The organism is Anatilimnocola floriformis (genome assembly GCF_024256385.1).
Taxonomy (GTDB): Bacteria; Planctomycetota; Planctomycetia; order Pirellulales; family Pirellulaceae; genus Anatilimnocola; species Anatilimnocola floriformis.
In genome coordinates this window covers 248,158-262,792 of record NZ_JAMLFW010000002.1, presented here as the reverse complement: position 1 = coordinate 262,792, position 14,635 = coordinate 248,158, and the positions used below count along the sequence as shown (strand labels likewise).

Sequence of the window (14,635 nt, the reverse complement as noted above, 5' to 3'; positions counted from 1 at the left end):
CTAAACCCTGGCGGACAACTGCAGTTCCGCTCGCCGCGGGTGAATATATCGCCTGCGAACGGATTGTAGCGGTTCTGATGTCACAATCCGCGGCATAAGTCACGACGAGGCCCCGAAATCACTCCCGCGTTTGTTCAAAATAGAACACGCCGCGCTTATTGGCCACGATTACGTCTAGCAAGCCGTCACCGTTCATGTCGTGAACCTCAAACTGCGTCCCCACGCCGCTGTTGTCGTCGAACTCGTGACGAGTCCACTTCGGCTTGCCACCCTCGCGCGATAGTTCGTACCAGGCGATCACCGGCGGTTCGTCTTCGCCCTTGTCGTTGCCGTTGTGGGCGTAGAACCGCTTGCCCGTCACCAGGTCGGGCAAGCCGTCGCCGTTGATATCGGCCAGGATCAGCGCGTGCGTCTGCGCGATCGTCTTGTCGATCTCGTGCTGCGTGAACTCGCCATCCTTGTTCTCGTACCACCACAGGCCGACCGCGTGAGCACTGCTGCCGATGATGTCGCTATCGCCGTCGCCGTCGAAATCGTAGGCATACATCTGAGCCTGTGCGGGACCGAGCTTCGCCGGTTTTAGTTCCCACGGTTCCTTCGCCGCTGCGGCTGCATCGGCCGGCTGGGCAAACCAACCGCTAGGCGTGAACAGATCGAGCTTTCCGTCGCGGTTCACATCGCCAATGCCGAGGCCGTGATAGAACTTCTGGATGTTCGGATTCGGCTCGGCAGCGATGAGCTGAATCTTCCAATCGAGATTGGCCTGTTTGCTCGGCCGCGCGAGGGCGAGCCGGCCTGAAGCTTCGCCGAAGATCAACTCGCGCTGACCATCGCCGTCGACATCGGTGTACTGCGGACTCTCGTTGTTCGTCACCGGCACGGCACGCCGTTTCTCCCACGGCTTTTCGTCGTTGCCCGGATTCTCGAACCACCAAGTGGGCTTGCCGGGAAAATCGACGACGAGCAAATCGGTTCTGCCGTCGCCGTTAAAATCTTCGGCCCAGTTGCAGAAGGTGTCGCCGTAAGTCTTGATGTTGAACTCGTTCGGCTGGGCCGTGATCGAGTGCATCTTCCATTCTTTGCCGGGAGTAGCAGGCGCTTCGTACCACACGCTCCCCGCTGCAATGTCGAGCTTGCCGTCGTTATTGAAGTCGCCCATCGCGACCCCTTCGCTGCGAAAGCGTTGATCGAGCGTGGTCTTCTTGAACGAAATCTTCCCCGCCGGTTTGCCATCGGCGTTCGGCTTCGAGGCCGGATAGCCGACACTCGGCTTGCTGCTGGTGGGAATGCTGACTTGCAGATTCTTGTAGCGCACTTCCGTCGCGCCGCCGGAATGCAACTGCAGCGCGATCACGCCTTGTCGCGCTCCTTGCGGATCATCGAGATCGACGCACTTCTGGCCGTTGATCCACGTTTGCACGCGACTACCGACCGCGAGAATCTCGTACTTGTTCCACTCGCCGAGCTTCACATACTTCTCGCCGCTCTCTTTCCACAAGAGCTCGCGGCCGTGCTCTTCGTAGAGCTTGCCCCACCAACCTGCGCCCACGTCGGCCTGGTAGCCTTTCACTTCGTCGTTGGCGATCGGAGTGCTGCGAAATTGAATGCCGCTGTTCCCTTCGTTCTTGACGAGTTTCACGTCGACACTGAAACGGAAATCGCCGAGCGCGTACTGGCTCGCGAGCCAATAGTTCCGCTTCAGTCCCGCTGTGCGGCCGACGATTTCGCCGTCCTCGACGCTCCACAGGCTCATGTCGCCGCTCATCCAACCGGTGAGATCCTTGCCGTTGAAGATCGAGCCGACAGTCTCCGCCGTGGCGAGCTGCGCCACCTGACCGCCGCCGCTGAGATAGAGTTGCAACGAACGAACTTCCTGCTGCGTGAGCGGCCGGAGGAGATCATCGGGCATCATCGATTTGTCGCCGAGTTTCCGCTCGTCAATTTCGCTCTTGGCGATCGTGAGCAACTCCGTCGGCAGTTGCACCGTCACGGTCGCATCGGTCTCTTCCTTCAAGATGCCGGTCACGACGCGACCATTGCCGAGGAGCAACACCGTCGGCTGATATTCCTTCGCCATCACCGCGCTCGGATCGACGACGTTGCTCAGCAAGTAATCGAGATTCGCCCGATTCGAGCCTGTCAGATCCGGCCCGACCTTGCCACCGGTGCCAAACAGCGTGTGACATTGCTGACAGGTCCGCGCAAAAACCGCGCGACCGAGTTGCGCGTCGGGCGCGATCGTCGGCGGCGATGTGAGCAGGCTCTTGTACTGCGTGATGAGTTGCAACTTATCGGCAGCCGATTCGCGCGTGGTGCCCCAAACTTTTTCGAGTTGCGCCTGCAGGTCTGTGTCCTTGAGGTTCTTCAAATTGACGACCAGATCGGCCGTGAGATGATTCGCGGGGATCCGCTTCGCTTCAACCGCGGCGAGCAGTTCCTTGGCGAATGACGGCCGGCTGCAGAGCGTGGCCAGAATATCGCGGCGTTCTTCGGGCGAAAGCTTGTCGTACACGGCGAGCAATCGCCCGGGTGTTTTGGGATCGTCGAGCGACGCCAAAGCCCGGATCGCATCGGCGCGGAGTTCATTCGAACCCAGCAGGGCGACGAGCGTTTCACCAAGGTCCGGCTGTGCGGCTTGCAGGAGAGCGGCAAGGGCTTCCCGCTTGAGCGGCAGCGGTGCATTCGATGTGAGGAGTCGCTGGCTGAGCAGCTTCGCGGCCTCGGCATCACCGGCAACGGCTTCGACGGCGAGCAAGTTCCAGCCAACGTGCGGGTTGTCTCCCTCCAACTTCATGCCGAGAGCTTTCTTCGCCGCGGCCCATTGCTCGGGAAGCTTTGCATTCTTCCGCCCTTGCAGCGAACTGCGAATTGCCCGCAGAAACGTCAGCGCGGTCGTTTCCTCTTTCGCTTCGGCGAGACCAGCGACCAGCAGCGCCAACGATTCCTCCGGCTTGCCGCTGCCGATCTTGCGGATGGTGAAGTCCTTGATCTGCGGAAAGTCTTTGCCAACCGACAGCGCGAGCGCCAGCGCTCGCTTTGGATCCGCATCGGTCAGCGGTTCGAGCGCGTACCAATACATCAGCGGCAGATTGTGATCTTTGGCGTCTTCGGGGTGCGAGAGCAGGGCGTGGAGAATTTCCCAACGAAGTTCGGCGTCCACTTTCTGCAGTTGGGCAGCGATTGCGAGTCGAAAAGTCTGTGACTCGCGGTGCTGGCTTACGAAAATTTCGAATAGGCCGACTTCTAGTTTTGAAATGGGGATCGACTGTTGCATGGCAAATCGAACACGCCAGGCTTGGAGTTCTGGCTGCGAGGCGAGCAACTCATCTCTTTTTTCTCGTGGGTCAGCTGGAATTGGCGGCAAGCCTTGAAATGAATCAGGCAGGAGAACTGCGTTTGTCCATAACAGGCGAAGCTGGTGCTCAATCGACTTCGCTTCCAAAGTGAGCCTGGAAATGTTTTTCTTTGCGGCGGTTAAATCAGTCCCGCTTGCTGCCCGCTCCTGCAAAATCCGCTGCGCATGCCGTTGGTACCACTGGTTAGGATTCTTCAAATGCTCCACTAACTCATTATCCGAGCACTTCTGCAAATCCACCTTCACCGGCTTCGCATCGTTGTAAACAATCCGGTAAATCCGCCCGTTCGTCCGATCATGACCGTTCACATCTTTGTGATGGCACTGATTGCGGTCGTACCAGTCGATAACCCACACTTGGCCGTCGGGGCCGTAGGTCATGTAGAGCATTTGCGACCATTGATCGCGAGTGAGGAGGAAGTCGGGATGGAAGGTGCCGGTGTAACCGCTCCCCTTTGGCGTGAGCGTGTCGATGTTCATCCGGTTGCCGTGGATGTTGTTCATGAACAACTTGCCGTGATACTCCTTCGGCCAGGCGCCGCCGAGGTAGATCATCGCGCCGGCGTGAGCATGGCCGCCGCCGAGTTCGTCGCTCTGCCGGCGGTTGTCGTTGTTCCATTGATTGCCGACGTAGTGCCGATGCTCGGCGATCGTCTTGATGTCGTTGTAGGTGTACGGATTGAAATGCTGGCCCCCCTGCCGTTCGTAGCGAGCGCCGGGAATCATGTGATACAGATGCGGAATGACGCAGGCCGTGATAAAGGCTTGCCCCTTCTCGTCGAAGTCGAGCCCCCACGGATTGCTCGTGCCGTGGGCGAAGACTTCGAACTCGTGACGAGTGGGATGATAGCGCCACACACCAGCATTGAGCGGCGTGCGTTTGTCCTTCGGCGTGCCGGGCTTGCCGACGTTGGAATGCGTGAACACGCCGTGGCAGCCATACAGCCAGCCGTCGGGGCCCCAGATGAAACTGTTGAGCGTTTCGTGCGTGTCTTCCTGGCCGAAACCATCGAGCAGAATCTGCGGCTTGCCATCCGGCACGTCGTCGCCGTTCTTGTCGGGAATGAACATCAAGTAAGGAGCGGCCCCAACCCACACGCCGCCGAAGCCGACTTCGATGCCGCTGACGAGATTCAACTTCTCGGCAAAGACCGTGCGTTTATCGAGTGAGCCGTTTTGATCGGTGTCTTCGAAAATGAGAATGCGGTCGCGGCCTTTTCCTTCGGGCGCGCGAACCGGGTATTCATAAGCTTCCGCAATCCACACCCGGCCGCGGTCATCAATGGCCATCGCAATCGGTTGATTGACGTCGGGCTCGGCAGCGCCGACTTGCACTTTGAAACCCGGCGGCAACTTCATCTGCTTCGCGGCTTCTTCGGCAGTGAGACCAGCGAATGGATAGAGCTGCTCGAGCGCCGGTGCATTCACGACGGGAGGATTGGCAGCCGGCGCAGCTTCGCGGAATTTCGGCTTCTCTTTGTACAGACGGAAATCGTCGAAGTTCACGTGTCCCCAGCCGCCGGTATGATCGTCGACGATGCGAATGAAAATCGTCTTGCCGACGTAGGCTTTGAGATCGATGATCACCGGCCGCATTGATTCGCTGTCGGGGCCGTGCGAGGTGCTGATGATCTTTTCTTTCGCGTCCTTGTCGGCTGGATCAGAAACGAGAACGAGCTCGACGCGCGTCTCTTTGTGCTTGCCACCGCCGAGCAAAAAGCTGGCCCACGGTTGCGTCACCGTGAACGGCTTCGATGTGAGCGTTCCCTTCGGCTTGTCAAAGAGTTTTTCGAAACCGCCAAGCCAATACTGACCGGTGTGATCGGCCTTTTTCCCTTCGCCGTAGATTCGTTTCTGGTCGATCTCGCCTTTGATCGGCTGGCCTTCCCAGGCATCGCCCGTGGCCGTCCAATCCTTCAGCGTGCCATCTTCGAAGTTGGTATTCAGCGGCTGACCATCAGCCCCCTTCGGCAGTTCACCGGGGCCGTTGAGCGGTTCGTTGAAGGGGTTCGATTTGGGTTGAGCGCAAAGGTTTGCTGCTCCACCCAAAACGGCAACCAAGATGAAGATGAACGAAGCGGTTCGAATGCGCATGACCGGTCACTCGGCGAGGAGAGATTACAAGTACCAGGTTGTGCGCGCAGTCGCCCGTGCGTGGCGACTCGCCACCAAGGGCATGGCTGCGGCACATTGGCCCATTGTGAGACGCGCGCCGCTGAAGTCAATTCGGACGGCTGCTTTCGAAGCGATAAATCCCGCCCGCTTAATCGACGACGTCACCGGCGTCGAGCGTGTCTTCGCTGTGAATATCGGTGCGAACGACTCTGCGGCGAGAACCTTCGCCCAAATGTGGCCGCGGCGGGCCAGGGCTGCCGAAGTCGGTATCTTCGCCAAAGTAGGCGCGGCGGGCTTCGGGATTCGAGAGCACCACGTCGGGCGGACCATCGCAGAGCACGCGTCCTTGAGTCATCACGTAGCTGCGGTCGGTGATCTGCAACGTTTCGCGCACGTGGTGATCGGTGATCAAAATCGCAATGCCGCGTTTTTTCAAATCGCGAATGACGGTTTGAATGCTCTGCACCGTCACCGGATCGATGCCGACGAACGGTTCGTCGAGCAGAATGATCTCAGGCTCGGTGATCAAGCAGCGCGCAAATTCCAAGCGTCGGCGTTCACCGCCCGAGAGGCGACTGGCGTTGCTCTTGCGGATGTGGGTGATTTTGAATTGATCGAGCAATTCGTCGGTCCGTGCATAGCGCGTGCGGCGATCCATGCCCAGGAGTTCCATGACGGCCAGCAGGTTTTGCTCGACGGTCAGCTTGCGAAAGACACTTGCTTCCTGAGCCAGGTAACCCATGCCACCTTCTTTGGCCCGGCGGTACATGGGCCACTTCGTGACATCGACGCCGTTGAGATTAATTTTGCCCGCATCGGCTTCGACCAGGCCGCAGGCAATTTTGAAGCTCGTCGATTTTCCTGCGCCGTTGCTGCCCAGCAGCCCGACGATTTCGGCGGCTTCAACGTCGAAGCTCACGCCATCGACCACGCGGCGGCGGCCGTAGGTCTTCACCAGTCCATGCGCTTCCAAAATTGGCATGATTGCGTTCTCCGTAACGCTCCGTTTCACATTTAGTGAATCGGTCGCATCCTTTGCAGATTCGGTTGAAACGGCACGGGCCGGTTCCAGCTGTGAGGCCAATAGATGAATAGCGCTTTGCCGATCAGCAAGTCGCGCGTCAGGTAATCGTTCTTGTACCAATATCGCCCGTCCGAGCTGCTGGGGCTGTTGTCGCCCATCGGAAAGAACTCGTCGCCGTTGAGCGTGAACTCGACCTGGCGGCGGTTCATGGCGTCAAACAGTCCGCTGCTGATCCACGTGTCGGGCGAGGCGAAGACTTCCTGCAGCAACGGCTGTTCGCGCTGTGCATAACCATCTTGATAGTTGTGCGTGTAATCGGTCGAGTTGCTGGTGTTATGCGAATCGATGGCGATGTAATACTTGTCGCGAAAGATCCTCATGTGCGAAACCTTGGCCCGCAAACCGCTCACACCAATGCCAGCCGGCTCGAGGTCGAGGCCATCCTGCTTCGTCCACGCGGGCTGCACAATCCGATCCGACTGATAGCAGGTCGGCATGTCGAAGGTCACGGCATAGCCGTTAACGAACAGCAGTACTTGATGATCACAATTGGTCAGCCGCAGCCGATAAGAGCCGGCGCCCTTCACGGACGTTTGCGCGGTGGGATTGGCGGCGCTGGCGTGGTCTTCACCTAGCTCATCGCAGAAAGGGAGAGCATTGCCGGCCGCGTTGGTGCGCGTGAGGGTTGCTTTGCCTGTGGCGACATCGATCGTGCAGCGATAGTGAGTGCCAGCGCGAACCAGATCGATCGCCAGCGAGCCTTGAGAATCTTGTAATTCGGCGACGCATTCGACGGCCAGATCATCGACCCAGTGAGCGCCTGCGGATCGCTCGGCGCTCGGCAGGCCGGGGCCGGGCATATCGGGATCGTAATACAGTTCGCGAGCATCGTCGCGGCTGCGCATCCGATCGGGCAAGTCGCTCAGATCAACGTTTTCGGTAAAGCGAAATTCGTAGGTACCGCGGGGCGGCATGCTCGCGGCAGCTCGTGCCAGCAAATACGTCGAGGTGTTGTAGGCATAAAAATCGGTGATCAGCTGGCCGTCCCAGGCGTGGGCATCGGCGGGCAACTTGCCATCGACGGTGATTGCAGCCCAGTCGTCATAGCTCGGCGCAAAGTGCCGATACCGCAGCCAAGCCGTGCCGGTGGGAACCTCCGCACAGCTGAACGACGCGCCGCCGTCGGCAGTCTTCCAGGCAGCCTGCGGAGAGTTATCGGCCGTGATCTCGCGCCACCGCGTCGGCCAACCGAGCTTTGTCAGCACCGGCGGAATGTGATCCGAGTCGTCAACGATTTGCAACATCGCGGTGAGCTTGTGCGGCGGCTTGCGGGCGATGTGAAAGTCGCTTTGACCCGCACCGCGCGTATAAATATTGCCACCGGCGATCTGCAACGTTTCGCCCGGCAGACCAACCAAGCGCTTGATATAATTTTGCGTCGCCCCGCCCGGATACTTAAAGACGATGACATCCCAGCGCCGCGGATCGGCGATTTCGTAGGCAAACTTGCTGACGATGATCCGGTCGCCGCTGAACGAACTTTCGTTGCTGTCCTTGTCAGGGTTATACGGATGCGTGAACCGGCAAACCGGGCACGTTCCCGACACCACGTGGTTGTTGTTCAGAAAGCCCGAACTCTGTTCCACTTCATCGCTGGCCGTCGTTTGATAACGAAAGCCGCATTGCGGGCAGTCAATATCGCGATGCCGGCCCTGCAGCGTCGGGGCCATCGAGCCCGTGGGAATGACAAACGCCTCGGCGACATAACCCTTGAAGAGAAGGGCCAGAATCACCGCCATCGCCAGCGATTCGATCGTCTCTCGCCAACCGCCGTCGTGCGGCGCGTCGCTCTCTTTATTGTTGTCTGTCTTCCTGCCGGCATCCTTGGCCTTCAGCTTGGTTTCGTTTTCGTGCGGACTTTTGGCCATGGCGCAACCTATCTATTCACAACCGGGGCGGGATGCCAGCTATTCGCCTGCCATCCCCCAATATCGGCCCCAAATATATCGCAAATGGCAAACGGCGGGAACTTGAACCTGCGGGCGAGTGCTAGCCCCCACTTTCGAACGGCCTGCGATGGATAAAGACAACGTCATTCCTTCGGTCGTTTGCTCGTATCGAGCACGACTGCGGCCAGAATGACCAAGCCGAGGACAATCTGCTGCCGTTTGCTTTCCAGGCCGAGCAGGTTCATGCCGTTGGCGATCACGGCGAGAATCAGCGCGCCGACGAATGTCCCCCACATCGTGCCGCGACCGCCAGCGAGCGAAGTGCCGCCAACAACCACCGCCGCGATGACGAGCAGTTCGTGCTTGCTGCCATAGTTGGGACTCCCCGCGCCGAGCTGCGACGCCATCAGCACGCCACCGAGACCCGCGAGCGCGCCGCAAATGACAAAGGCCCCGATCGTCACGCCTCTCACCGGCACACCGCACAGCCAGGCCGCTTTTTGATTGCCGCCAACCGCATAGAGATGTCGGCCGAAGACCGTGCGCGTCATCACGAAGTAAGCCAGCAAATACAGGCCCGCCATCAGCACCGCGGAGTTCGGAATGCGACCGAGCGTCGTTCCCTTGCCGAGCCACATAAACGACGTCGGCAATTCGTTGATCGTCGCGCCGGCCGACAAGTTGTAAGCCAGGCCATCGGCGAGCAGCATGACCGCCAACGTCACGATGAACGAAGGAACTCGCAGCAGCGTAACGAATGAACCCGAGATGAGCCCCAGCAGTGCACAAGCCGAAATCGCCGTCAGCGACGCAGCAAGCACCATGACCAGCGAAGCCCCCTCGGCGCCGAACCGCCGCAGCAACAACGTGCAAATCACGGCGGAGAGTGCGATTTGACTGCCAACCGACAGATCGACGCCGCCAGTGACAATTACCATCGTCATGCCAATGGCGATGATCGCGATCACGGCAATCTGGTTGCTGATGTTCAGCAGATTCGCCGATTTCAGAAAGTTGGGAAAGTAATACGGCTGCGGCGTGAGAATCGGCACAGGCGCTGGCTTGTTCCGCTCCGACCACTTTTGCACGGCAGGCCAAGTGCCGGCGATTTCGGTCGCGATCACCAATTCAATCGGCTGCTTGGCGGCCCGCAAGGCATCGAGCGCGTCGGCCGGTTCGCCTTGCGATTGCGCAGCAATGATGATCTCGGCCTTGGTGATTTCTCGCGCCGCAGCTTCGAGGAAAGCCGTATCGGCAGCGGTGCTGCGCGTGACGATCGCCACAGCGCCGCCTCGTTTCACACGTGCGACGGCCTGTTTGCCGAGGCGTTGTCCCGCGCTGCTGCCACTCACGCTCTGGCGGTCCCAGGTGAGAATGCTCAGCGTGATGACGAGCGCCGCGAGCGCCAGCAACATCGCCTGGTCGCGCCACAGCCAACGCAGAAACGGCCGCATTTACTGGGCTGCTTTCTTCAGCGATGGATCCTTTTCGCCATCGGCCTTCCTGTAGAGCTCGGTAGGTATCAACTGTTCGGCGGGCAAACGCTCGCCGTCAAAATGTTTGATAATCGACTGCGCCGTCAGCTTGCCCATCCGATCGGGATACTGAATCGGATCGGCGTAGATCTTGCCATCGCGGATCGCTTCCTTGCCGATATCCTGGCCGTCAAAACCAATCAGCTTCACCTGCGCGGTCTTCTCGGCTTTTTCCATCGCTGAGTAAGCACCGAGGGCCGATGGATCGTTGATCGCAAAAATACCGGCCAGATCATCGTGCGCTTGCAACGCGTCTTCCGCCGCCTTAAAGCCTTTTTCGAGCAAGCCATCGCCGGGCAGCTCAGCAACGATGTTGATCGGCTTGTCGGCATTCTTCTGATTGTGCGCCTCGATTACTTCCTTGAAACCCTTCACCCGCAGCAAGCAGGACTCGGCCTGTTTGAAATCGAGAACGACGACTTTGCCACCCTGGCCGCCAAGAGCTTCGATCATGGCATCGCCCGCTTGCTTGCCGCCGCCGTAGTTATCGGTGGCGATGTGCGACACGACTTTCACCTTCGGCGCGAGGCAGGCGATATCGACCGTGAAGACAGGAATATCGGCCGTGTTCGCTTTTTGAATCGCAGGCCCAATCGCTTTGGAGTCGCACGGACAAAGAACGATCGCCGAGCAACCTTTGGCGATAAAGTCTTCGATTTGACTCTGCTGCTTGGCGACGTCGAGTTCGCCGGCGACGAGGATCGTCTCGTAACCTTCCTTCTTCACTTCTTCTGTGATGCTGTCGGCGATGATCTTGAAGAAGGGATTGTTGAGCGTGAGGACCGAAATGCCGATCGGCCGCTTGGCCGTCGTCGATGCTCCGCCAGTTTGCACCGGAGGCGCGCTGCTCGGTGCAGCCCGTTGCCGGCAACCAACGACGAAAAGCAGCGTCAAAAGAAACAGAGAACGACGAATCAAACACACGGACATGGAGAGGGCTCCGCGAGACATCACGAGGAGAGCGAGACGTGCCGTTATGGTAGAGACGCGCGCGGCGCACTTCAATGTCGCCTTTCGCTCCGAAAACGGCGGGCTGAGGCAAACCAGCCGCGCGCCGCCGAAAGAGCACCGCGACTTTCGGCGCTTCGGCGAGTGGAGCTGGCAGCGGAGAATCTACGTTTGAAGCGAGAGCGAACATAACCTCGATCCGCCTAACCCGGAACCTCGCGGGGCTCGTTCCTTCGCCCACAGCAGCTCAATCTCCACCCATCGTTTTCGGAGAAAACGACGACATTGTCGTCGATCACTCCGTGCTCGAGGGGTTGAGGCAAACCAGCCGCGCGCCGCCGAAAGAGCCCCGCGACTTTCGGCACTTCGGCGAGTGAAGCTGGCAGCGGAGAATCTTCGTTGGAGCGAGAGCGAACTAACCTCAATGCGCCTAACCCGGAACTTCGCGGAGCTCGTTCCTCGGCGCACTTCAGTTCAGCCTCAACCCGTCGTTTTCGGAGAAAACGACGACAATGTCGTCGATCACTCCGTGCTCGATGGGTTGAGGCAAACCAGCCGCGCGCCGCCGAAAGAGCTCCGCGACTTTCGGCACTTCGGCGAGTGGAACTGGCAGCGGAGAATCTACGTTCGAGGCGAGAGCGAACCTAACCTCGATCCGCCTAACCCGGAACTTCGCGGGGCTCGTTCCTCGGCGCACTTCAGTTCAGCCTCAACCCATCGTTTTCGGAGAAAACGACGACATTGTCGTCGATCACTCCGTGCTCGACGGGTTGAGGCAAACCAACCGCGCGCCGCCGAAAGAGCCCCGCGACTTTCGGCAATTCGGCGGGCTCGCCGGCAGGGTTGTATCGATTATTCGGGCGAAACGAAGTTCGTGCCGTTTCTGCAGCCAGCGGTATACTGGTGGATAGGAATTTCTCATGGCTGTCTTTCGACGATTGCTGATGCTCTGCTGCGCAGCGGCTTCGTTGATATTTTGCTGCTTGGTTGCTGTAGCCGACGATTGGCTGCAGTTTCGTGGGCCTTGCGGCAACGGCTGTGGTCCAGCGACGGCCAAGAACTTGCCGCTGAACTGGGGCGGCGGCTTTGACGCGCCGGCCTGGCAGACCGATATTCCCGGCAAAGGCTGGTCGTCGCCGATCGTCGTCGGCGATCGCATTTGGCTCACGACGGCTGAGCAACTCGCGCTGAGCGATGCCCGGCGAGCAGCCAAGCTCGCGGCCAATCCGATTCTGACGCCTGATTTTCAAACGCACGCTTCGGTGTCGTTCTATGCGCTCGAGATCGACGCCGAGAGTGGCAAGCTGTTGCGCAATATCGAACTGCTGTCGACCGAAGATCCGCCGCCGATCCACGCGCAGAACTCATATGCTTCGCCGACCCCTGCTTGCGACGGCGAGCGATTGTATTGCCACTTCGGTTCGCTTGGCACGGCAGCGCTCGATCTGAAGAGCGGCAACGTGTTGTGGACGAAGGTGCTGAAGGTCGATGAAATTACCGGCCCTGGTGGCTCACCGGTTCTCTATAAAAACCTCGTGATCATCGCCTGCGACGGCACTGACCTGCAGTATGTAATTGCGCTCGATAAGCGCACTGGTCAGGAAGTGTGGCGCACGCCGCGGCCGAAGATCACCGTGGCCGACAACAAATTGAAGCGGGCGTTTAGCACGCCGTTGCTCATTACATTCGCCGGTCGCGAGCAACTCATCAGCCCCGGCGCGCAGTGGGTTTGCTCGTACGACCCTGCCACCGGCAAAGAGCTGTGGCGAGCCAACATGGGCGAAGGGACGCATGCGATCGTGCCGCGGCCCGTTTATCAGGACGGCTTGGTTTATGTCTGCACGGGTTACATGAAACCCGAACTGTGGGCCATTAAAGTTGATGGCGAGGGAGACGTGACCGATTCGCATCTCGAGTGGAGCACGCAATCGCAAATCCCCGAGCTCTCGTCACCGCTGGTTGCTGGCGGTGAGATCTATTTCGTGTCGTCGAAAGGCGTGGCCACTTGTCTCGATGCCAAGACGGGAGATGAAATCTGGCGGCACCGCCTCGGCGGCAATTTTGCCTCCAGCCCGCTCCTCGCCGACGACAAGCTCTACTTCGTCAGCATGGAAGGAGTCACGCACGTGCTGCGGCCCGGCCGAAAGTTCGAATCGCTGGCCACCAACCAACTCTTCGGCCAGGTGCAAGCCAGCCCGGCCATGTATGGGAATGCGCTGTTGATCAGAACGCAGAGTCAGTTGGTTTGTTTGAAAAACGGGGCTGCGAAGTAGCACCTTCGCGTGCTGGCTGACAACTGTTAAAAAACAGGTATGTCCACTCCGATCCATCAGCAGCACGAACAGTCCGCCCCGGTCGCCATTTCGGTCGCTGTCATCACCGTCAGCGATACGCGCACGCTGGCCGATGACACCGGCGGGCAAACGGTGATCGATCACTTGCTGGCTGCGGGGCATCTGCTCCATTCGCGGCACATCATCAAGGATGAACCGCAAACGATGCGGGAACTGCTCTTGAACCTGGCGCAGGAACTCGATCTGCGGGCGATCCTGCTGACCGGCGGCACGGGCATTAGCAGTCGCGATCAAACGTATGAAACGGTGACCGCGTTGCTCGATAAGCCGTTGCCCGGCTATGGCGAACTGTTTCGCCAACTGTCCTACGCGGAAATCGGACCGGCGGCGATCCTAAGTCGCGCTACGGGGGGCGTGATGCGAGGAAAGATCGTCCTCACCATGCCCGGCTCGCCGAATGGCGTAAAATTGGCCATGGAAAAGATCATCGTGCCGCAGCTGCCACATTTGGCGCGCGAAGCAGGCCGTTAAAAAGAGTTGGGGAGTTGATTGTGGTCGACCGGGAAGCTTGCCTGATTTACTTTCGCCAGGCCATTGCCGAGCCGCTGAGCGTGCCGCCGTGGTCGGAGTGGTGGGCCGCGAACGACGAACTAGCCGCGGCTTCGTTTCCGCTGGTCGATTACGTCCGCCTCAAGCATCGCCGCTTACTCGGCGCGCAGCAGATCTTGCAGATCCTCGGCGAGTTGCCGCCCGACTACGCGCCGCAGAGTCCGCTCACTTCCGGCAGCTGTTGCCGCTGCGGCGAACGATTTTTGAATGATCCCGCCGCGGCCGAAACCGGCGAGACGAAGTGCAATCACTGCGGCATTCGTTACGTCTCTGTGCATGGGCCCGAGCAGGAATGATCTGCTCACTCGGGCAACTCACGGCGATGTGAGCTCGAAATTCTTTTCGAGCTTGTCCTTCGCCGACTTTGCTTTGGTGATCGTCATTTTTTCAGTGGTCTTGGTGTTGTATCGCGCTGGAATCGCCTCCGCGACGCGGTCGACCGGTGGACTGTCGGGATACATCTGCATCTGGCCAACCACTTTCGGCGAAGTAATCTCGACTCGCACTTCGCCGACGGGGACCTTCACGCTGTATTTGCCGGCCGCGATCGGGCCGTCGGCAGGTTGTGTTTTGCCATCGGTCGGAACGAAGCGAATCAAGCCTTGCTCGAGCGGTTGCATGTTGAGCGTGACGTTCCCCTCAACGAATCCAACGGCTTCACTGTTCGAGCAACCCGCCAACACAGCTACCAACAACGCGGCGCAGCCGCAGTAACGCAAGCAAATCATGATGACTCCGGAGACTATGGCTGCGAGTACGCAGTGTTTTTTTGGGCCAACACAGCAGTTCTGCTGTAAGTACGCGGC

At 59.3% G+C, this 14,635-nt stretch carries 9 protein-coding genes; 3 read left to right on the top strand and 6 right to left on the bottom strand.

Going from position 1 to position 14,635, the window contains the following annotated elements; genetic code table 11:
- Nucleotides 1-118 precede the first annotated feature (118 nt).
- The 5 genes from M9Q49_RS25730 to M9Q49_RS25710 form a co-directional block, all read right to left on the bottom strand.
- Nucleotides 119-5,449 carry a PVC-type heme-binding CxxCH protein gene (locus M9Q49_RS25730; RefSeq protein WP_254512160.1) on the bottom strand — a complete coding sequence of 1,777 codons (5,331 nt, stop codon included), beginning with the start codon at nucleotides 5,447-5,449 and terminating at the stop codon, nucleotides 119-121.
- 169 nt (nucleotides 5,450-5,618) lie between these two features.
- Nucleotides 5,619-6,452, bottom strand: a complete 834-nt coding sequence (gene lptB / locus M9Q49_RS25725; protein ID WP_254512159.1) for an LPS export ABC transporter ATP-binding protein — start codon at nucleotides 6,450-6,452, stop codon at nucleotides 5,619-5,621.
- A gap of 32 nt (nucleotides 6,453-6,484) precedes the next feature.
- A complete protein-coding gene (gene lepB / locus M9Q49_RS25720; protein ID WP_254512158.1) occupies nucleotides 6,485-8,422 on the bottom strand; it encodes a signal peptidase I in 1,938 nt (645 codons plus the stop codon).
- Between the two features lie 164 nt (nucleotides 8,423-8,586).
- Nucleotides 8,587-9,897 carry an ABC transporter permease gene (locus M9Q49_RS25715; protein WP_254512157.1) on the bottom strand — a complete coding sequence of 437 codons (1,311 nt, stop codon included), beginning with the start codon at nucleotides 9,895-9,897 and terminating at the stop codon, nucleotides 8,587-8,589.
- The gene (locus M9Q49_RS25710) at nucleotides 9,898-10,908 is read right to left on the bottom strand and encodes a substrate-binding domain-containing protein (protein WP_254512156.1); all 1,011 of its coding nucleotides are present in this window, start codon (nucleotides 10,906-10,908) and stop codon (nucleotides 9,898-9,900) included.
- 938 nt (nucleotides 10,909-11,846) lie between these two features.
- Between M9Q49_RS25710 and M9Q49_RS25705 the strand changes: the two genes are divergently transcribed.
- From M9Q49_RS25705 to M9Q49_RS25695, 3 genes are read left to right on the top strand one after another with little or no spacing between them, the layout of a single operon-like run.
- Nucleotides 11,847-13,199: a PQQ-binding-like beta-propeller repeat protein gene (locus M9Q49_RS25705; protein WP_254512155.1), complete on the top strand. Its 1,353-nt coding sequence runs from the start codon at nucleotides 11,847-11,849 to the stop codon at nucleotides 13,197-13,199.
- A 39-nt stretch (nucleotides 13,200-13,238) separates the two neighbouring features.
- Complete coding sequence (locus M9Q49_RS25700; RefSeq protein WP_254512154.1) at nucleotides 13,239-13,751, top strand: MogA/MoaB family molybdenum cofactor biosynthesis protein; 513 nt, start codon at nucleotides 13,239-13,241, stop codon at nucleotides 13,749-13,751.
- 20 nt (nucleotides 13,752-13,771) lie between these two features.
- Nucleotides 13,772-14,125 carry a hypothetical protein gene (locus tag M9Q49_RS25695; protein WP_254512153.1) on the top strand — a complete coding sequence of 118 codons (354 nt, stop codon included), beginning with the start codon at nucleotides 13,772-13,774 and terminating at the stop codon, nucleotides 14,123-14,125.
- An 18-nt stretch (nucleotides 14,126-14,143) separates the two neighbouring features.
- Here M9Q49_RS25695 and M9Q49_RS25690 read toward each other — a convergent pair whose 3' ends face one another.
- The gene (locus M9Q49_RS25690; protein ID WP_254512152.1) at nucleotides 14,144-14,557 is read right to left on the bottom strand and encodes a hypothetical protein; all 414 of its coding nucleotides are present in this window, start codon (nucleotides 14,555-14,557) and stop codon (nucleotides 14,144-14,146) included.
- Nucleotides 14,558-14,635: the final 78 nt, after the last annotated feature.

Excerpts from the sequence above, each read along its gene's own strand:
- M9Q49_RS25705 (WP_254512155.1), top strand. The coding sequence starts at position 11,847 with ATGGCTGTCTTTCGACGATTGCTGATGCTCTGCTGCGCAGCGGCTTCG.
- M9Q49_RS25730 (WP_254512160.1), bottom strand. The coding sequence starts at position 5,449 with ATGCGCATTCGAACCGCTTCGTTCATCTTCATCTTGGTTGCCGTTTTG.
- lptB (WP_254512159.1), bottom strand. The coding sequence starts at position 6,452 with ATGCCAATTTTGGAAGCGCATGGACTGGTGAAGACCTACGGCCGCCGC.
- M9Q49_RS25690 (WP_254512152.1), bottom strand. The coding sequence starts at position 14,557 with ATGATTTGCTTGCGTTACTGCGGCTGCGCCGCGTTGTTGGTAGCTGTG.
- M9Q49_RS25715 (WP_254512157.1), bottom strand. The coding sequence starts at position 9,897 with ATGCGGCCGTTTCTGCGTTGGCTGTGGCGCGACCAGGCGATGTTGCTG.
- M9Q49_RS25710 (WP_254512156.1), bottom strand. The coding sequence starts at position 10,908 with ATGTCCGTGTGTTTGATTCGTCGTTCTCTGTTTCTTTTGACGCTGCTT.
- M9Q49_RS25700 (WP_254512154.1), top strand. The coding sequence starts at position 13,239 with ATGTCCACTCCGATCCATCAGCAGCACGAACAGTCCGCCCCGGTCGCC.
- lepB (WP_254512158.1), bottom strand. The coding sequence starts at position 8,422 with ATGGCCAAAAGTCCGCACGAAAACGAAACCAAGCTGAAGGCCAAGGAT.